Below are 20,632 nucleotides of genomic sequence, written 5' to 3'. Positions count from 1 at the left end.
GGTCGGTACAAATATAAAGGGATGATGAAATTAGCTAAAAAAACCTTTCTATCGGATGTGTGGACTTTATATCTACCTAAAATAAAAATGAATGTTTCAGGATAAAAGCTGTGAGTTTGATCACAATATCCCGTACAAATATCTCCGTATATAGGTAGCAAATTATACTTAATCCTCGGCAATATCCGCAAAAAAACGCAGATCAGCATCAAGTTTTTGACTATCGGAGCTTTTTTGGGCTTTAAATGGGAAAACTGAAACCTTGAAGGGGAATTTGTTGTTGAGATGGACTTAAGCCTTTAGATTGTAGAAGGACGCCAAAATTGCCTAAACCCATAGGATCAATTAAAGAGTGTAAGCATTCTCGTCTTTGTAATATTTCTGAAATAGAATAGTTTGAGGGTTGGGATAGGGCGGAAATGCGATCGCCTAACCCTAACGCCATTAAAAATAAAGCCTGTTGTGTAAACCCAACGCCATCAATTCCCCAGTCTTTCCCATAAAGTTGTAAGGCGGTAAAGTTAACATGGGCGGTGATATCCTGGCGACCAATATTCAGATAGGGATCGTTATGATGACTATGTTGATAATAACATTGTAGGGTTCCTTCTTTGCGACTGGGAAGGTAATATCGTTGGGCGGTGTAACCATAATCAATTGTTAAAATAAAGCCTTGATTCAGTTTGGTCACTAGGGTTTTGATCCAGTCTAGGGCAGCTAAATTAACTTCTGTTCGATATCTTTCTGGGTAAGAATTAGAACATAAATCAATATCAATTAATTTAAAATAATCTGTAATTTTTTCGGTAGAAAGTTCAGCAATAATTTCCTTGAATCTTACTTCTGAATCTAAGGTAATATAAATTTCTTGAAGCTGTTGATCCTGAACTATAATTTGATGGACGGGAAAAGCATCAACTAATTCATTAGAGAAAAAACAACCGATAATATTATTATTTGGAATATCCTCAAGGTCACACCATTGAATTGATATTGAATCGGAGAGAGTTTTTTTGAGTTGGTGTTGTTGTTGAGCTTTGAGAAAATTAGATTTCTCGATAATAATATAATTTAAACATTGAAAAAAATCAGGATATTTTTTTTGTAAGTATAACAGAATATCACTAGCTAATATTCCTTGTCCCGCACCCATTTCTATTAAAGTAAAGGAGTTAGGACAATCCATAATTTCCCAGATTTGGAAAAATTGTTCTGCTAACATTTCCCCAAAGTCTGACCCTAAATATGGAGAGGTAACAAAATCTCCTTCCGCGCCTAATTTGGGTTTATTAATGCTATAATATCCATATTCTGGGTGATATAAAACCCAGTTCATATAATCAGCAAAAGTAATTCTATTTTGGGGATTTTCCTTGATTTTTTGAGTAATAAAATTACATAAATTCAGATTGTTTTCATATTCCATAACAAACAATTATTCATAATATTAATAATTTTCCTCGTTGTTGTACCGTTGTTGGGCTTTAGCCCTTCTTCAATGAGTGCTGAAGCACAACAACAGCTTAACAACGGATTAGGGTTGATACCGAATATTAGCATCTTTTAAGCGGTTTAATGCTTCTCCCAAGCGATCGCAATCTGCCACTAAACTAATTCTAAAATAGCCTTCTCCACCGATACCAAAGGCATTTCCAGGGGTAAAAACCACACCTGTTTGTTGTAACACCGTGAGAGCAAAATCCGTGGAATTCATCCCCTCTGGACAGGGAACCCATAAATACATTGTAGCTAAGGTTTTAGGAACATTCCAACCCAATTCTGCTAAACCCTTAATCAGAAAATCTCGCCGGGTACAATAGCGTTCTTGAACTTCTTTTAAATAGGAATCTGGCAAATTCAAAGCAGTTTCCGCCGCCGTTTGTAGTGCCGAAAATACCCCGTAATCTAAATTAGTTTTTAAGGTTCTTAACCCTTGTAAAACCTTGGAATTGCCCACCGCAAAACCAACTCGCCAACCTGCCATATTATAGGTTTTAGACATAGTATGGAATTCTACCCCGATTTCTTTTCCCCCCGGAATTTCTAATAAACTCGTAGGTTGATAACCGTCAAAAGCTAATTCGGCATAACATAAATCATGCACTAGCAGAATTTGATATTTATGGGCAAAGGCAACAATTTCCTCAAAAAATTCCCTGGGAGCGGTTGCACCCGTGGGGTTACTGGGATAATTAAAATAGAGAATTTTAGCTTGTTCAGCAACAGAATCAGGAATAGATCCTAAATCAATTAGCCAGTTATTTTCCGGCTTCAAAATAATAGAATGAACCTTTCCCCCTGCAATTATTGGCCCCCGAAAATGCACGGGATAGGAAGGACTAGGAACTAACACCAGATCCCCCGGATTAATATAAGCTAAAGCCAAATGACCTAATCCTTCTTTTGACCCTAATAGGGGTAAAGCTTCGCCATTGGGATCGAGGGAAACACCATAACGTCGGTGATACCAATTAGTAATTGCTCGTCTAAAATTAGCCGTTCCTTCAAAGGGTGGATAGCCATGATTTGCCGGATTTTTTAATGCTTCAATTGCCGCTTCAACAATCGGTTCAGGTGTGGCCCCGTCAGGATTTCCCATACCTAAATCAATTAAATCTAAGCCCTGTTGACGGGCGTTGGCTTTCAATTCATCTAAACGGGCAAAAACATAAGGAGGTAAGGCTTGTATCCGGTCAGCAGGGCTAATCCAATCTAATGTCATTGGTCGATTATGTGAGGTTAAAATTAATGTGTTCAGTAGAAGAAAAAAAGTGATTCTTTATTTTCCCCCGATCGGGTCTGCTTTTTTCCTTCCCTTCTCAATTCTTAATTCTGATATCGCAATTTGTCTAGGACTCTAGGTAAGAGTCTTTGGTGTTCCCTATTCCCTATTCCCTCCCCCCCTAGCCCCCCGTGCACGGGGGGTTTGGGGGGCCCATTCCCTATTCCCTATTCCCTGTTCCCTACTATATAGAGTTAAGGAGTTGAATTCTTTAGTTTGATTTCAACGATGGGGGCTGTAGTTGATACCATTGCCGCCATTAACTGTTCTGGAACTACTTTAAACGGTAAACGGTGAATATCAGAACGTTCATTACAAGCAACGTCGGCGGCTTGTCGCAGTTCGGCTAAGGTGATTTTACCCATTCCCAAATCATTCAGGGTTTGGGGTAAACCTAAATCGGTGTAAAACTTTAATAATTGTTGTCTAGCAGTAGCCGCGAGTTGGTTGCCCTGTACCATTTCTTCTAAACGCAGTTGTACTAAAATCCCAAAGGCGACTTTTTCACCGTGTAAAGTCCCATGACTAGCCGCAACATGGGTTAACCCATTATGAACTGCATGGGCCGCAACGGTGCGACATTGGGCGCCACCAATACCGCCAATAACTCCGGCCAGTAATACCGTCGCATCGACAACTTCCCGCCAGGTTTCGCCACCGTTGTCTTGTAAGGCGGTTAAGGATTTTTGTAATAATATATCTCGCAAGACTCGCGCCTGTTGTACCGCAGCGATCATGAAGGTTTGATCGGAATGTCCACTACTGACGCTGGCTTCATACCATTTAGCGATCGCATCCCCAATACCCGCCACTAACATCCGTTGGGGGGCACTTTGAATTAAGTTATAGTCCAAAATCAATAAATCGGGACAACGGGCTAAACTAACATCATATAAAAAAGCCCCATCCTCGGAATAAACGTTAGAGAGGGCTGTCCAAGCGGCGCAGGTCGCCCCAGAAGTGGGAATGGTAACGATCGGGAGATGACATTGATGGGCGATCAGTTTGGCCGCATCCAGGGCTTTTCCGCCCCCCGTCCCGATGATAAAATCGGCCTTATGGTTGCTAACGGCTTGACGTAGGGCGGTTAAGCTGGTTTCGCTACAGTCAGCCCCATAGTAGATTTGAGAATATTGGAGTTGATGACGTTCTAAAATGGGTTGTAGGGCTTGAACAGTCAGGGGTAAGGAGCGATCGCCACCAATGATTAAGGGCCGTTGACCAAAGCCTGCGATCGCCTCTCCTGCTTGTGTTAAGGCGTTATTGCCGCGTAAAACTTGGGCTGGGGCAATATTTAAACTTACAACCGAAGTGGAAATTAGATTCTGGGTTGAGGAAGTTTGAGGCATAGCAAGTTTAGTCAGTGGTGCTGAATCTTTTACTTTACCCCATTGTTCTGTAATTGGGGTAGTGAATAGGCAACAGGCTCGTTCACAAATTTTAAGCTATTGTGGAATTAGTGACTGGGAAAGAACAAAATGGCAATCTTTCAACCCCGATCAGAAACTCCTCCGTTCTCTAGTTTGTATGATCAAGATTTTTATTTATGGCTTGAAAAAACGGTTAATTTATTAAGGACAGAAAATTTTTTAGAACTAGATCGAGATCATTTAATTGAAGAATTAGAGACTATGGGGAGGAGTGAGAAACGAGTGATCGAGAGTAATTTACGAGTTTTGTTAATGCACTTACTGAAATATCAATATCAACCTGAACGCCGTTCTAATAGTTGGCTATCTACGATAATAGAACATCGAATTAGAATTAATAAAGACTTAAAAGCCAGTCCCAGTTTAAAGGGATATTTTGAACAAATTTTTGATGAAACCTATCAAGATGCTAGAATATTAGCATCTGTTGAAACGGGTTTACCGTTAGGTGTTTTTTCGTTAACTTGTCCCTTGACTTCTGAACAGGTACTTGATCGTGATTTTTTGCCTGAAAGTTAAGCGATCGCACCCTCCCTCTTGATTTTGAAAGTATAAAAAATTATCTATGGCATCTCTTATTTTATTTGGCATCTAGCCAAAAGTTCAGTTTATTACCTATCCTGATTGTGATCTGAATTGAAAAATACATTGACAATCATTAATTAATGTGTTAAATCGGTACTAACAATTAATAAAAACGCTAAAACCCACATTCCGCAGATAGGGGTCAAATTTTCCACTAATTCTAAAAAATAGAAACCTATTCCAATTTTTCGGTGAACTTCCGAGGCTTTACTATCAAATTATATAGCTAGTTTACCGCTATTTAACTAAACATAAATAATTACTATTTTTTAATAGAAATAGAACTCCATTTTTTTAATATATTTGTATTTTATCACCAAATTCTTTTCAGCCAAGAGTTCTCATCTTGACTCATAACTTAGATTTTTTACAACTATTTCCCCCTTTCTTTTAATCTTTATCCCCCAGGAATCATTAAATAGTATTGACAGCAATCTTTCCCTAAATGCTGCAATATTTCTTGACGTTCTTGGGTTAAGTTACTCACTTGGTTTTCTCCATTTATCCTGACTAAATGCACCGCTTGGAACATTTGAAATATCCACCGCATCGTCGGTTTATTCGTTAATTTCTTGACCTGATTTCTTACCCCTTCTTGGGCTGTTTCTAATTGTTTTCTCAATTTTCTTTGAGCTAGGTTATACACTAACAAGCACAATCCCATTATCATCGCTATTGCTTCCACTCTCTCTGGTTTTTTCACGAATACACTTGCTGTGAAAAATAACGGATCTTTTAAAAATCTAAATCCTCTCTCGTTACTTTGCTGCGCTTTGTATTCGGCTAATAGCTTTTCATTACTCACCTCTTTCTTGTCTAATATATTTGTCGCTAATATAAATCTTCCGGCTTTGATTTTTTCCGCTTCTATCACTGATTCTCTAGGTTCTATCTCTCCTGTTACTTGATAAACTATTGTCTTTTCTTGATTCCCTTTTTCTGTTTTACTTTGGCTTTTTTTACTGGCTTTTTCTGTGCATTTTATTTCTTTTATTTCGTGATATTTCCACGAATCTGATAACATTTTTATCCCAATCTCTGCATCCGCTATGCAAGCATACTCTTGTTTCAATAGCTTCCGCAGTGATGCTTTGGCGTTCTCTAACTGTTTTTCTACTTGCTCTGATATTTTTTTTAGGGCTGCTTTTTTCCTGGCTTCACTTTCTACTACTAACCATCTTTGTTTTATGTTTGCGTACTCACTTGATTTCGTTGCTATTCTATATCCTTTTATTTGACTCTGCTCCCATTCTTCCTCTTCTATCTCTACAATCTTATTTTGCGCTTCTTTTATACTTAATGGTACTCTTGTTATCCATTTCATTCCTGCCATTGCTCCTATATTCTCTGCTGTGTATAATGCACTGTCTGCTACACATATTCCTTCAAATGTCCATTGCTTTTTAAATTCTTTTAGTCTTTCTACAAATACGCTTTTATCATCGGCGTTTCCGTCATCTATTTTTAGATATAATGGCACATCTCCGTCTCCGCTTACTACCATATCTATTATAAATTGTTTCAGATCTGGTCTTTTATCTCTTGAGTATCCATGCACTATTTTTATGGCTTTCATTTCTTCTTCTATTTCCTGATTTTCTTCTTCTTTACTTTTGTATTCTCCCTCTACTGATATCGAACTGCTATCTAGGTGTACGCTTTCCTTTTCTACTTGGAATTTTTGGGCGGCTTTTAGGGCTATTGCTGTGAATAGATTTGTTGTTCCTACTTCATAATATTTATCTAATGCTCTCCCGATTCTGTCATCATTTAGTTGCTCTGCTATTACTCCTTCTCCTATTAAATGTTCTGTTGCTTTCCCTACGAAAAAGTTCTCGAATAGGTACAGCGGCGCGCTCAAAAACCCTAATCCATTCAAAATCATTGCTTTCATTACCTGTCCTGGGCTTATGGCTTCTTTTCCTCTTAATCCCACTTTTTTATTCACTTCTTCTACTAATTCCATCTCATCTATTACGCCTGCTACTATTCCTAAATGGTCTAAATTCACGATTTCTATCGCTTCTAGGGGGTTTTTCATATTTTTATTTGTTCAGCTACTCTAATTATTATTCTACATTGAAAATAGCCCAAATGATTGCCATATAATGATTTGGGCTTTTATTTATTCCAATTTAATTGGCAATTCAATTGGCTTAAATATCTGCGGAATGTGGGCTAAAACATAATCTGGTTTTTTTTCCCGATGAATAACAATGGTGCTGTTAAGACAATTCTGATTCTAGCTGCTAATCCTAAGAATACAGCCCCCCTGCGGTTGGATGAAGAAATTCGGGAAATTGATGAAGGATTACGACGGGCTAATCAACGACATCAGTATAAATTAGAACAGAAATGGGCGGTACGTTCCCGTGATTTTTATCGAGCCATATTAGATTATCAACCTCAGATTGTACACTTTTGCGGACATGGATCGGAACAGGATGGAATTGTCCTCGAAGATGATACGGGAAAAATGGTTTTACTGGAGACAAATGCCCTCGCCAGTATGTTTAAATTGTTTGCAAAAAAAGGTGTAGAGTGCGTTATTTTAAACGCTTGTTATTCAGAAGTTCAAGCCGAGGCAATTAGTCAATATGTGGATTATGTATTAGGGATGAAGAAAGCGGTGGGAGATAAAGCCGCCGTTGCCTTTTCCGTTGCTTTTTATGATGCTTTATCGGCTGGATATGAAGTCGAAGAAGCCTACGAGTTAGGATGTTCGCAGATGATCAGTTTTTTTGAACAGGAAACTCCGGTTTTCAAGAAAAAACCCTTAATTCCGACTCTAATTAATACAGATATTCCGGTTTTTGACGACGTTATTCCTCCGAACCCGTATCAAGGATTAGCTGCTTTTGAGGAAGAAGATGCCGACTTCTTTTTTGGGCAAGAAAACTTTATTAATAAATTAGTAGAAGTTACGCAAAACCAACCGTTAGTAGGAATAATTGGGCCGAGTGGCAGTGGAAAATCCTCGGTAGTATTTGCAGGTTTAATTCCGAAATTGCGACAGCAGGGGAACTGGTTAATTGAGGTTTTCCGTCCAGGGAAAGAACCGTTTTTAGCCTTAGCTTCTGCTTTAGTGCGACAACTGGAACCAGAAGCGGGAGAAACTCAATTTTTGCGGGAATCTGTGGGACTGGCTAGTGATTTTCAACAAGGGAGAATCACAGTACAACAGGTGATTTCTCGAATTTTAGAACGAAATCCTGGGAAACAATTATTATTAGTCGCTGACCAATTAGAAGAACTTTATACCCTGTGTCCAGTGAAGGAAGAACAGGAACGCTTTGCTAATGAATTATTGGCGGCTATTACCCAAGAAAATATTACAGTAGTGTTTACATTACGGGCGGATTTTTATGGTTATGTCTTGTCCTATCGTCCGTTTCGAGATGCCTTGCAGGAATATACCCCCCAGTTACTCAGTTCCATGAAACGGGAGGAATTACAAGCCGCCATTGAATTACCTGCCCAAAAATTAGACGTTCAATTAGAAGAGAATTTAACCCAAAGAATTCTCGATGATGTGGGGGAAGAACCGGGGAATTTGCCGTTATTAGAATTTGCTTTAACTCGGTTATGGGAAAAACAGAAAAACCGAGAGTTAACTCACCAAGCATATCAAGAAATTGGGGGGGTTAAAAAAGCTATTGCTAATCATGCAGAACAAGTTTATCAAAAATTGAGTGAAACGGAGAAACAACAAGCCCAGCGAATTTTTGTGCAGTTAGTGCGTCCAGGAGAAGGAACAGAAGACACCCGACGAGTGGCGACCCGTGCGGAAGTGGGGGACGAGAATTGGAATTTAGTCAGTTATTTAGCGGGATATCAAGCTCGGTTGGTGGTGACGGGACGACAGGAAACTGAAGATACAGTCGAAGTCGTCCATGAAGCGTTAATTCGAGAATGGGAAACGCTGCGGCAGTGGATTAATGATAACCGTGAGTTTCGGACGTGGCAAGAACGGCTAAAACTATCATTGCGAGAATGGAAAAATAATAAACAGGATGTTGAATGGTTATTGTGGGGGACACTCTTGACGGTGGCGGAAGATTGGTTGCGTCAACGCGCTGATGAAATGACCCAGGAGGAACGAGATTTTATTCAGGTTAGCATTAAAGAACGCGATCGGGAAAAACGGGAAATTGAACGCAGGCGACGACTAACCCTAATGGGGTTAAGTGGTTTTTCTGTTATCGCTTTGGGTTTAGCAGGAATGGCAAGTTTCGGTTTATGGAAGGCTAGTATCAATGAAATTAATGGTCTAGCTCAATATTCTGATGCACTTTTAAATTTAGACGGGTCAAAAGCAATCAAAACCAGTTTAAAAGCCGTTCTGCAAATGCGACGTACACCTTGGGTTAATGCCGATACCCATACCCAGGTAGAACTCGCATTATTGAATATCGTCTCCAATATTGCAGCACCTAACACATTAGGCGGGCACGCGAAGTCGGTTTGGGGGGTGAGTTTCAGCCCCGATGGCAAAAAGCTGGCGACGGCGAGTGGTGACAAGACGGTGAGGCTGTGGCGATTAGATTTTGATTATTTAGTTCAGGAGGGATGCTATTTTATTAATAATTATCTCAAGCCTAATCCTGATGATCCCGATGCCAAAGAAATTGAACGGGAGTTGTGTAGTAAACTATCTAAAAGATAGACATCCCCTTCTCAATAAACTCAAGCCTTTGCAAACATTATCCCCTTAAACAGATGACTAATTCAACGCCCAACTTCCACGCTCTACTTATCGGTATTAATTTCTATTTCCCCCATCGCTTACCGGAAGGGAACTGCTACAAAAACTTAAAGGGCTGTGTTCAAGATATTAACCACGTCGAAACCTATTTAAAAAATACCTTTAACCTCACCCCTGACCAAATTATTAAACTCACGGCGACAGCTTCCGATAATCCTGAGCAACCCCAAGAACCCCCGGAATTGTTACCAACTTATGAAAATATTGTTAACAAATTTAAAGAAGTAACCGCCAAAGCTCAACCTCAAGATCTTGTTTATATTCACTATTCTGGTCACGGGGGACGGGCTAAAACAATTTATGAAGATATTAAGGGGTTTGCAGCCTTTGATGAAGCGTTAGTTCCCACCGATATTGGTCAACCCAATTCCCGCTATTTACGAGATTTGGAATTAGCCAAACTTCTCGATGATATGGTGCAAAAACAGTTAGCCGTAACGGTGGTTTTTGATAGTTGTCATTCGGGTGGCGCATCGAGAGATCTAAGAGAAGATGAAGATGCGCGGGGTTACAATTTTATTGATATGACAGACCGACCGAAAGATAGTTTAGTTGCTCCTCCTGAAGAATTTGCCCAAATGTCACGAAATATTGTTACTAATAGTCGCGGTGGTACGGTTGCTGATAGTTTATTTCCAACTCCAAATGGTTACACCTTAATAGCGGCTTGTCGGGATAATGAATTAGCTTATGAAAAGGTATTTGAAGGCACAGAACGTAACGGTGCTTTAACGTATTTCTTGTTAAAAGCTCTACGGCAATTCGGAGCAGAAATCTCCGCCCAAGAGTTATATGATCGTATTTCTAATCTCGTTAATAATGACTTTCAACGACAATCCCCGATGTTAATTGGAGAGACAGAACGTACTTTTTTTGGTACTCAAACAGTCAAGGTTAGCCGGACTGCTCCAGTGAAGAAAGTAGATGTTGCCAAAAATCGAGTCCAGTTGCAAATGGGTCAAGCCAGTGGGATTAAAAAAGGCGCAGAATTCGATATTTTTAAATTCAGAACCAGGGATTTTAAGGATAACGACCAGCGCATTGCATCAGCTACAGTTGTAGAATTGGGAGCCTCTGACTGTTGGGTAGAAATAACGGAGCTACACAACGAATTTATAAGCAGAGAACCCCGTCCTAAATTAGCTGAAAGAATGATTGATATTGGTTTTCCTGCTTATTATGTAGGGCCAGGAGTAAAACAAATTCGCAAAGTTCGGATGCTTTTACCTGACGCATCAGTGCAATTTCCCGGTATTAATCTGTTATCAATTCCAACACAAATTAAACAAAGTAAAGAAAGAGTGGAAGGTCATCGCTGGATAGAATTCTGTTCAGAAGAAGAACCTGATGACAATGTAGATTATTTTGTTTCCCTGAATTCAGAAGGGGAATATTGGATTTTAGATGCCAACAAACAACGGATTAAAAATATTCTATTTCCGATAAAAGTCGATGAACCGGAAGCCGAGGAAAGGTTAATTAACCGCCTCATTCATGTTGCTCGATATTATACTGTTTTAGATTTGGATAATGAGGATGCTTTTGCTCCCTTAAATGGTAAACTGAAGGTTGAATTAGTGAAATCTGAAAAACGGCAACAGGTAGTTGTAAATACTGGAGATAAGGTGCCTGAATTGGAAGTAGGAGAACGGGTTGCCCTGCGAATTTATAATCAAGCTAATCGCATTTTAAGTATTTCGGCTTTGATACTTCAGGCGGATTTGAGTATTATCAAATTCTATCCTGAAGGTACTGCTGGTGAAGGGGTAGACCCCGGAAAATTTAGAGAAACTTGCTTGGATATCGAACTGCCAGAAAATTATCAGGAAGGGGTCGATGTAATTAAAGTATTTGCGACGGTATATAGTACAAATTTTCAATTGTTGGAATTGCCAGCCTTAGACCAAGCTCGAAAAGGATTTGGGGATCAAAAACCAACTAATTCCTTAGAGAAATTATTATCGGCTGTTGCGGATGAAGATAAACCAACGCGAAATATTAAAGTTGTGGTTGATGCAAGTGAAGAATGGACGACGGAAAAGGTGGAATTTGTGGTGAAAAAAATCTAGTTTTGTTTGATAGCAGGAGACAGGGGATAGGATTTTGAAACCTAAACAGAGAACTCTTTTCCTGCCTGTTCCCTCCCCCCAAGCCCCCCGTGCACGGGGGGTTTGGGGGGGCTTGTTCCCTGTTCCCTCCTATAATTGACTTTAACAAAGTTTTTTAGTAAAATTTAGCTAAAGTTAATTAGATTAAATATAGCAGTCGCGCCTGGGGTGTTAGGACATAGACTGATGCTAAAACCGCGCACAGAGAAATCTTTTCCTGCGGTGTTCCCTGCTATAACACAGATTAAAATCCGTGAAATCCGTGAAATCCTCTTAAATCTGTGATCGCTGTTCCCTGCTATAATAGATAGGGATAAAACCCTATTTTAAATCGGTTAACCTCCAAACAATAGACTGACTTTAGCTGGAGTTTTTCAATGCAAGATTACAATGAATTAATCCCACAGTTATTAGAACTAGATGAAGAATCCCTAGAAGAACAGTTGGGTCTTCAAGTTGAAGGTACACTAGATTCCATTGATATTAATGCCACCGCTAGAGCAGCCATAAATCCTGAAGTATTAGCAGCAGGTAAACATTTCCTGAAACAACTCAATTCAGGACTTTATGATCTGATGTGTAATCCTTTAGGTTCTGATCCAGAAACAGAGAAAGTATTAGATGAAGTCATTAACCAAAATTATACTAAAGCGGCAGGAATATTGGCTCCTGTTCTCGTATCTGGATTAGGACTAGCTCCGGCGATCGCTACTTTAATTGCTACGTTAGTCGTTAAAAAAATTGCCAAAGCAGGTTCGGAAGCAATTTGTAAATCTTGGAAAGCTAGTTTGCCCACTGAAGAAAGTTAATGTCCTCATCTTTCTTGAATTGAAGACGACCCTGATCTAATCTGAGATGGAAAATATGAATTATCGAGACACAGGTTTAACCTGATCTAATAACTGTTGTAATTCATCCCCTTCTATCACTTCTGTTTCTAACACTTTTTGAGCAATTTCTGTTAATAATTCTCGGTTATAATTCAAAATAGCTAAGGCTTTTTGATGAGCATTATTAACAATATCCTTCACCTCATCATCAATGGCTTCTGCGGTTTTTTCACTCATGGGACGGCGCAAATTTGCCTCCGAATTGCCTAAAAAATTATTCTGTTTGGCTTTTTCATAAGCTAAGGGCCCCAGGGCTTTACTCATGCCATAATTAAGTACCATTCTTTCAGCTAATTCCGTTGCCCGTTGTAGGTCATCGGAGGCACCATTGGTAACATTTCCAAAGACTAATTCTTCGGCAGATCGTCCTCCTAATAGCATGGCAATTTGTTCCCGAAATTCGATTTCATCCATTAAAAAACGGTCTTCCGTTGGCATTCTTAAAGTATATCCTAAAGCTGACATTCCCCGTGGCACAATAGAAATTTTAGTTACCTTTCCGCCCCCCGGCATTAATGCCCCCACAATGGCATGACCAACTTCATGATAGGCGACAATTTTCTTCTCTTTTTCGTTTAACACGCGACTGCGTTTTTCTAACCCAGCAACCACCCTTTCAATAGCTTCATAAAAATCTTCTTGCTTCACAGTTTTTCGTTGATTTCTAGCCGCTAATAGGGCTGCTTCATTGACTAAATTAGCTAATTCTGCCCCGCCAAAACCAGGAGTTCTTGTGGCAATTGTGTGTAAATCTACGTTATCTTCTAATTTAACTTTTTTAGCATAAATTTCTAATACGGCTTTGCGTCCGGCTAAGTCGGGTCTATCGACTAATACCTGTCTATCAAAGCGTCCGGGGCGTAATAATGCCGCGTCTAAGGCTTCGGGGCGGTTAGTGGCTGCTAATACAATCACCGTCGCATCTCCTACCCCAAACCCATCCATTTCTGTTAATAATTGATTTAGGGTTTGTTCCCGTTCATCATTACTGCCACTCTGGAAACTTCCACTACTTCTGGACTTACCAATAGCATCTAATTCATCAATAAAAATAATACAGGGAGCTTTCTTTTTCGCCTGTTCAAATAAATCGCGCACCCGGGCGGCTCCGGTTCCGACAAATAATTCTATAAATTCAGAACCGGATATACTAAAAAAGGGAACTCCGGCTTCTCCAGCAACGGCTTTTCCTAATAGGGTTTTTCCGGTTCCTGGGGGGCCAACTAATAGCACGCCTTTGGGAATTTTTGCCCCAATTTCGGTGAATCTTTGAGGACTTTTCAGGAAATCAACAATTTCGGCTAATTCGGTTTTGGCTTCATCGACTCCCGCGACATCTGCAAAGGTAATATTATCGGTTTGACCTTTAACATAAACTTTAGCTTTACTTTTATTAATGGATAATGACCCTTGGGGATCTCGTTTCATGAAATATTGAAACGCGACGACTAAAATTAACGGGGGAATTACCCAATTTAAGATCACATTCACCCAACTTTGTTTGGGAGGGGGAGAAGCGGCGAATTCAATTCCCCGAGTTTCTAAGCGTTTAGGAAGTTCTAAATCAAAAATAGGGGTTGTGGATAAAATTCTTTCCGGTTGTTCATTTTGTGCTTTAATTTGGTAAAGAATTTCGTTTTCTCCGACTAGAACTTTTGAAACTTTACCATCTTCAATTTGTTGGATAAAAAAACTATAGGGGACTTTGGGAAACCGAGGGCGAGTTAATTGAGGTAATAACCAATTTCCAATTAAGATTACTCCGGCTGAGATTAATAAAAATTGGGTAATTTTTTGAGAACTGGGTAATTTAGGTCTTTTTTTAATACTCATAAAATTTGGTTCTAGTTTACTCTCATTAACCTCGTTAACCTCGTTAACCTCGTTTCTAGGTTCTACCTAGAAATGCTCCTAGGGTGGCTCTGCCACCATTCTTTAAATAGGATAGCATTGTCAGAGGCAGAGCCTCTGATCGGCATTCCCTGGTAGAACCAGGGAACGAGGAACGAGAGAGGAATAGATCAATTATGCGATCGCAGTGGCAACTTTAGCCTGATATTTAACTTGATTTAACAAGTGTTGTAAATTATCCCCTTCAATCACTTCTGTTTCTAAGATTTGTTGGGCAATTTGCTCCATTAAATCTTTATTTTGATTCAGGATATCTAGGGCAATTTCATGGGCGTTTTCCACTAATTGTTTCACCTCATCATCAATGGCTTTTGCGGTTTCATCACTGACATAACGGCGAGGATTCATCATCATATTATCACCGAGGAAGGTATTTTGTTGACCCTTTTCATAGGCCAAGGGCCCCAATACCTTACTCATCCCATAACTGGTGACCATGCGTTCAGCTAAATCTGTTGCCCGTTGTAGGTCATTTGTTGCGCCTGTGGTAATACTTCCAAACACAACTTCTTCGGCCGAACGTCCCCCTAATAAAGTAGCAATTTCGCCTTTAATTTCTTCTTCACTGAGTAAGAAACGGTCTTCGGTGGGCAGTTGTAAAGTATATCCTAAAGCCGCCATTCCCCGTGGCACAATTGAGATTTTAGCCACTTTATTTTGACCGGAAACTACTGATCCAACAATGGCATGACCGACTTCATGATAGGCAACAATTTTCTTCTCTTTTTCGTTGAGAACCCTGGATTTTTTTTCTAACCCAGCAATCACCCTTTCAATGGCTTCAGCAAAGTCGGCTTGACTCACGGTTTCCCGTTTATTTCTAGCAGCTAATAAGGCAGCTTCATTAACTATATTAGCTAAATCTGCACCAGCAAAACCGGGGGTGCGAGTCGCGATCGCTTTTAACTCCACATCGGGCCCGATTTTAACTTTTTTAGCATAGATTTCTAGGATCATTAAACGACCCGATAAATCAGGGCGATCAACTAAAACTTGGCGATCAAATCGACCTGGACGCAATAAAGCTGGGTCTAAGGTTTCGGGTCGGTTGGTAGCAGCTAAAACAATCACCGTGGCTTGTCCGGCGGCAAACCCATCCATCTCGGTTAATAACTGGTTTAGGGTTTGTTCTCGTTCATCATTTCCCCCATACATTCCGCCACTAGAACGGGATTTTCCAATAGCATCTAATTCGTCAATAAAGATGATACAGGGGGCTTTCTTTTTGGCTTGTTCAAATAAATCTCGAACTCGTGCCGCGCCTGCACCGACGAACAATTCTACGAATTCTGAACCAGAAATGCTAAAGAATGGAACGCCTGCTTCTCCGGCTACGGCTTTGGCTAATAGGGTTTTTCCTGTTCCTGGTGGGCCGACTAATAACACCCCTTTAGGAATTCGAGCTCCTATCTTTAAAAATCGTTCAGGAGTCTTTAAGAATTCCACCACTTCTTCTAATTCGGTTTTGGCTTCTTCTACCCCGGCTACATCTTGAAAGGTGACTTTAGTTGCTTCATTCTCGACATAAACCTTGGCTTTACTCTTACTAATAGAAAGTGCTCCCTGGGGCCCGCCAAAACCTCCGCCGCGACTTTGCATAAATTGTCCGACAGCTACCCAAATTCCAACAAAAATTAGGGGGGGAATCACCCAACCGAGTAAACTAGAAAACCAAGTATTTTTAGGGGGGGCGGCGGCGGCAAATTCGACCCCTTTGGCTTCTAAACGTTTGGGTAAATCCATATCAAAAATTGGGGTTGTTGATAGGATTTGTCCGGTTTCTTCTTGTTCGCTTTTGACTAAATAGCGGATTTGATCTTGACTGAGATAAACTTGGGATACTTGTCCGTCTTCGACTTGTTTAATGAATAAACTATAGGGAACCTGGGGAATTTGTGGCCCGAACAATCCGGGTAAGGTGAGGTTAGCAATTAAAAAGATAATTCCTAACCAAAATAGGATACTTCCGATGGGAAGATTCCGAGGAAATTTGGGTTTGTCTTTTACACTCATTGTATTTGGTTAAAGGATAAGAGAGGTAATGGGTAATGAACTTTTAGTTATTTTATCAAGGTCTGAAATCGTTAGAATTTATTTAGGATTCCTATATTATATAGCAATTTTAAATTAGTTGTATAGCATTTACCATAACGCTTAGGATATAGATTCGGTGCGTGGGCGGGAATTACTACCTATATTTTGTCTTAATAGTCATGTCGGTTGCTAAGTAGTTACACAAAATAAATTACCTAGTTGAGAGAGGGAACAGCCCCCCCAAACCCCCAGGGCTGTTTCAAAGTCGGGTGGAAAAGAGTAAAGAAAGAGCGATCGCTACCTGATAAAATAGAGAGCGACCGCCATTATTTTCTAAAATAAAGATGCTAACAAGTTTAATAGAAAATTTAAAAGAAGTCAAGGATTTCCGAAAAAATCAGGGAAAAAGGTATAGTTTATGGGAAGTGCTATTAGTAGTAGTTTTAGGGGTGATGTCAGGGCATCAAGGATATCGAGAGATGGAATATTTTGTCAAAGCCAACGAAGTTATCCTGAAAAGAACATTCAATATCTATAGCCAAGGAATGCCATCTTATTCAACAATAAGGAGGGTGATGAGAGGAGTAGACGAGAAGGATTTAAGCAAAATAGTAAAAGAATGGTCAAGAGAGAATTCTCCTAAATTAAAGGGAATAGAGGGATTAGCAATAGATGGAAAAAGTTTAAGAAGTACGGTAAAAGACCCAGGCAATCAGCAGCAAAACATGGTAATAATGGTATCTCTATTTAGTCAAGAAACCGGATTAGTATTAGCGACGGAAAAGTTCGAGAGTAAAACCGGTTCAGAACAAGCTGTAGCCCAAGGGATAATAGAAGAATGTGGTCTAAAAGGAAAGTTAATAACTGCGGATGCGTTACATTGTAATGTCACCACAGTCCGAAAGATTATCGAGAGTGAAAACGATTATTTAATCGCGGTTAAAAAGAATCAAATCAAACTGTATAATCAAATTGAAAAAATTACAAAAACGACGAAAGCTGAAAGTATAGATACTCAAAAAGAGAGGGGTCATGGACGAGAAATAACTCGTCGGGTATCAGTGTTTAAAAATTCGATAAAAATTGAAAGCCCTTGGGAACATATTCAAAGTATAATTCAGGTAGAAAGGTGGGGATACAGAGGAAAAAAGCCTTATAGAGAAACGGTTTATTATATAAGTAGTATCTGGGAAAAGGCGGATTTTTTTTCCAAAAAAATTAAAGGGCATTGGGGGATTGAGAATCAAGTTCATTGGGTAAAAGATGTGTTATTTAAAGAGGATAGTATGAAAATTCATCAAGTACAAGCCGCGACTAATTGGGCACTGCTCAACACCCTAGGATTGAATATTTTCAGAGGTTTAGGATTTTTGTCAATAACAGAGGGAAGAAGGTGGTTAGGAAATCATTGGGAGAAATTAGTGGCTATCTCTTAATCCGAAAGTTAAAACTGAAACAATAGAGCAATTAATTTAGGAAAAATAGATAAAAATCGGGAATGTAAGTCTTACTCCGTAGGGAATAAGAATATTTATGCTGTTTAAATGATATTTCCTATAATTAATATTAATATAGCAATTATATGAAATATTAATTATTCGGAAAATAGCTATCATGTTTGAGAATTATGACCCAAAAGTAGGCTATAATTTTCAAACATGAAACAGCCCTGCCCAAACCCCCCGTGCACGGGGGGCTAGGGGGGGAGGGAACAGGGTGGAGGATGTGTAATTAATTTTGTTTAGGTACTTATATAATATAAAATCCTTAAAATCCTTAAATTTTGCCTACAAATCTTCCCTTATTCTGGTTTCTGAATGATCATTTCAATGACTCGCCGCTTGACAATGGGGTCAATTCCTAATAAACGAATATAATCCTGTGGATGTTCGGTTAAACAGGTTTCAATTCCTTGAATAATATTAGGTTTTGATTCATTACTATTTAACCCACAACTATTCCAAGATCCGGTTTTGAATCGACGTTTATCGGCATATTCTAAGCCAATACGATAGCTACTGGATAAAATATAATCAATTTGTTCTAAAACTTCAATTGGTAATTTTTTACCATCAGAATTTGGTTCTATTTTGTTCTGTAAATTAATTGGATTTTCAGAATTTACCTGGGTTGAGGGTACTCCAAATTGACTATTAAATGTCCGAAATTGATTATATTCTTCAACTAATCGCATATTTTGAATGCGTTTTTGTTCTCCTACCATCAATTTACCCATTTCAATTAAATGGGGTAATTTAAAATTGGGATTTTGAAATTCGGGAGGTTTTTCTGCACTATTAACAATTCGTTTAGAAATTTTTTCTACTCCCAATTTATGAATAAAATCACGAATTTGTTCATCATAAATCCGCGATCGCACCGCACTAAAAAAGTCAATAGATTGTTCAGGAAAAGTATCTACTAATTGGGTAATATCCTGTTGAGATAATTCCGCCGTGGGGAAAATTCCACTTAACACTCCAATGCGTTCTTCCCTAGTCGGTTCCCAATAAAATTTTTCCATCCGTCCATCCCGAATTAAAGGAGCATATAGGGTGGAAAAATCATTTCCTGTGACGATAATTGGAATCCGATTTAAGGGCGTTGCATCATAACTTCCGGGTAATTGTACATTAGTTGGATTATCCGCTATATTCATTAATGTAGCATTAACTAATTGAGTATTAACGGTATATTGGGTTCCTGAATCAAAACGTCCTGCACCCGCATCTAAATCATTAATAAATAAGGCGCACATTTGCCCCCGGACTTTCACTTGTTCCGAGGCTTCTCGATACCGTAATCTAATTAAACGCGCCGGATCTCCCGCGTCGGGACTTTCTAATTCTCCACCGGAGATCATCACGGGTTCAAAACCCATTTTTTCAAAAACTAATTCACATTGAAAGGTTTTTCCCTCTCCTTTGCGGCCATGAATTCCTAATATCAAAGGAACTCGCACCCCAGGCAATTGTAAGAAATTTTTGGTGATATGAACTGCTAGTTTATCGAGAAAACGAGGCGAAACATAATAAGACATATTGAATCAGTTATCAGTCATCAGTTATCAGTTATCAGTGCAAGAGTTAATTTATTAGTGAAAAAATAAATCACTATTACCCATTACCTATCACGGATTTAAAAGGATTACGCAGATTAACACAGATCAAAATCCGTGAAATCCGTGAAATCCTCTTAAATCCGTGATCCCTATTGTTTATCTAACCAATCTAACAAGCGTTTTGAAACTTTCAATTGATTGTTGAGAATTTCATCCGATGCTACAACCACACCTAAAATGATTACTAAAGAAATAATATCCATAAGTGCGCCCTCATGCGGATTGATTAAACAGTATACTTTTGTAACAATATCAGCATAGACTGTACCGTCTAGTTTTGTCAATCTTTAAGTTACAAATAGTTTCAATTATACTACATTAATCAAAGGACTCGACTTAATGGTTTAAAGCCAAGTATTCTCGCATCGACTCTGCAAAAACATCTGGCTTGAGGCAGATTTAGAAAGGTTTAAAATCCGATATCATTTCCTTAGTTTATTGTCTATTTTGATTTTTTTTAATCCGATAAAACCCTTAAAGGAGAATTTTCAATCATGGTAACAACTAGCCGTAAACAACGTCTTTATGCGACTCGAATTGATTTACCCGAAGCTACCCGCGCCGAAATTATCGAGATTCTTAATCACAGTTTAGCGACAACACTAGACTTAAAAACCCAAGTCAAACAAGCTCACTGGAATGTCAAAGGGATTAATTTCTATCAGTTGCATTTGTTGTTTGATGAAATGGCAACGGAATTAGAAGGATATGTGGATTTAATTGCAGAACGGGCGACGGCTTTGGGAGGGACAGCTATGGGAACGGCTCGGATGGCGGTTGCCGACACTATTTTACCTGAATTTCCCTTAGATCTAGCCAATGATAAAGATTATGTAGTGGCCTTAGCCGATCGCTATGCTCCTTATGGCAAAATGGTTCGAGAAGCCATTGATAAAACAGGCGCACTAGGCGACGCGGATACAGCCGATTTATATACTGGAATTTCCCGCGCCATTGATCAGCGCTTGTGGTTCTTAGAATCCCATTTACAAGGCAATTAAAGAGC

General features: G+C 39.2%; 14 protein-coding genes. 6 read left to right on the top strand and 8 right to left on the bottom strand.

Annotated elements, in window-relative coordinates:
* Window positions 1-241: 241 nt before the first annotated feature.
* The 3 genes from NMG86_RS07135 to NMG86_RS07125 form a co-directional block, all read right to left on the bottom strand.
* Window positions 242-1,426: a class I SAM-dependent methyltransferase gene (locus NMG86_RS07135; RefSeq protein ID WP_026797318.1), complete on the bottom strand. Its 1,185-nt coding sequence runs from the start codon at window positions 1,424-1,426 to the stop codon at window positions 242-244.
* 108 nt (window positions 1,427-1,534) lie between these two features.
* Window positions 1,535-2,722, bottom strand: coding sequence for an aspartate aminotransferase (locus tag NMG86_RS07130; protein ID WP_026787575.1), 1,188 nt, complete (start codon window positions 2,720-2,722; stop codon window positions 1,535-1,537).
* 254 nt (window positions 2,723-2,976) lie between these two features.
* Window positions 2,977-4,131 carry an iron-containing alcohol dehydrogenase family protein gene (locus NMG86_RS07125; protein WP_026797317.1) on the bottom strand — a complete coding sequence of 385 codons (1,155 nt, stop codon included), beginning with the start codon at window positions 4,129-4,131 and terminating at the stop codon, window positions 2,977-2,979.
* A gap of 129 nt (window positions 4,132-4,260) precedes the next feature.
* On the opposite strand from NMG86_RS07125, the gene NMG86_RS07120 reads away from it, so the two are divergent.
* Complete coding sequence (locus tag NMG86_RS07120; RefSeq protein ID WP_026797316.1) at window positions 4,261-4,731, top strand: DUF29 domain-containing protein; 471 nt, start codon at window positions 4,261-4,263, stop codon at window positions 4,729-4,731.
* Between the two features lie 463 nt (window positions 4,732-5,194).
* Here NMG86_RS07120 and NMG86_RS07115 read toward each other — a convergent pair whose 3' ends face one another.
* Window positions 5,195-6,838 (bottom strand): IS1634 family transposase, encoded by a 1,644-nt coding sequence (locus tag NMG86_RS07115; protein WP_026796751.1) that lies wholly within the window; start codon window positions 6,836-6,838, stop codon window positions 5,195-5,197.
* A gap of 165 nt (window positions 6,839-7,003) precedes the next feature.
* Between NMG86_RS07115 and NMG86_RS07110 the strand changes: the two genes are divergently transcribed.
* The 3 genes from NMG86_RS07110 (at window position 7,004) to NMG86_RS07100 (ending at window position 12,479) form a co-directional block, all read left to right on the top strand.
* Window positions 7,004-9,463 carry an nSTAND1 domain-containing NTPase gene (locus NMG86_RS07110; protein ID WP_237747596.1) on the top strand — a complete coding sequence of 820 codons (2,460 nt, stop codon included), beginning with the start codon at window positions 7,004-7,006 and terminating at the stop codon, window positions 9,461-9,463.
* A 53-nt stretch (window positions 9,464-9,516) separates the two neighbouring features.
* Window positions 9,517-11,631, top strand: a complete 2,115-nt coding sequence (locus NMG86_RS07105; protein ID WP_026797315.1) for a caspase family protein — start codon at window positions 9,517-9,519, stop codon at window positions 11,629-11,631.
* 416 nt (window positions 11,632-12,047) lie between these two features.
* Entirely contained in the window at window positions 12,048-12,479 is a 432-nt protein-coding gene (locus NMG86_RS07100) for a hypothetical protein (RefSeq protein WP_026797314.1), read from the top strand.
* Window positions 12,480-12,539: 60 nt separating this feature from the next.
* Here NMG86_RS07100 and ftsH read toward each other — a convergent pair whose 3' ends face one another.
* Both ftsH and ftsH4 read right to left on the bottom strand, forming a co-directional pair.
* Window positions 12,540-14,393 carry an ATP-dependent zinc metalloprotease FtsH gene (gene ftsH, locus NMG86_RS07095; protein WP_026797313.1) on the bottom strand — a complete coding sequence of 618 codons (1,854 nt, stop codon included), beginning with the start codon at window positions 14,391-14,393 and terminating at the stop codon, window positions 12,540-12,542.
* Between the two features lie 192 nt (window positions 14,394-14,585).
* The gene (gene ftsH4 / locus NMG86_RS07090; RefSeq protein WP_026797312.1) at window positions 14,586-16,484 is read right to left on the bottom strand and encodes an ATP-dependent zinc metalloprotease FtsH4; all 1,899 of its coding nucleotides are present in this window, start codon (window positions 16,482-16,484) and stop codon (window positions 14,586-14,588) included.
* Window positions 16,485-16,849: 365 nt separating this feature from the next.
* Between ftsH4 and NMG86_RS07085 the strand changes: the two genes are divergently transcribed.
* A complete protein-coding gene (locus tag NMG86_RS07085; protein WP_026795269.1) occupies window positions 16,850-17,941 on the top strand; it encodes an ISAs1-like element ISPlr1 family transposase in 1,092 nt (363 codons plus the stop codon).
* Window positions 17,942-18,306: 365 nt separating this feature from the next.
* Here the strand turns inward: NMG86_RS07085 and NMG86_RS07080 are convergent, their stop codons facing one another.
* Together NMG86_RS07080 and NMG86_RS07075 are read right to left on the bottom strand one after the other, a co-directional pair.
* Window positions 18,307-19,545 (bottom strand): RuBisCO small subunit-like domain-containing protein, encoded by a 1,239-nt coding sequence (locus NMG86_RS07080; RefSeq protein WP_026787580.1) that lies wholly within the window; start codon window positions 19,543-19,545, stop codon window positions 18,307-18,309.
* Between the two features lie 170 nt (window positions 19,546-19,715).
* Window positions 19,716-19,910, bottom strand: a complete 195-nt coding sequence (locus tag NMG86_RS07075; RefSeq protein ID WP_141292508.1) for a hypothetical protein — start codon at window positions 19,908-19,910, stop codon at window positions 19,716-19,718.
* Window positions 19,911-20,120: 210 nt separating this feature from the next.
* On the opposite strand from NMG86_RS07075, the gene dps reads away from it, so the two are divergent.
* Window positions 20,121-20,627 carry a DNA starvation/stationary phase protection protein Dps gene (gene dps, locus NMG86_RS07070; RefSeq protein ID WP_026787581.1) on the top strand — a complete coding sequence of 169 codons (507 nt, stop codon included), beginning with the start codon at window positions 20,121-20,123 and terminating at the stop codon, window positions 20,625-20,627.
* Window positions 20,628-20,632 lie beyond the last annotated feature (5 nt).

Origin of the sequence: Planktothrix rubescens CCAP 1459/22 (genome assembly GCA_904830895.1) — a bacterium.
Taxonomy (GTDB): domain Bacteria; phylum Cyanobacteriota; class Cyanobacteriia; order Cyanobacteriales; family Microcoleaceae; genus Planktothrix; species Planktothrix agardhii.
This window is presented reverse-complemented; position numbering and strand designations above follow the sequence as displayed.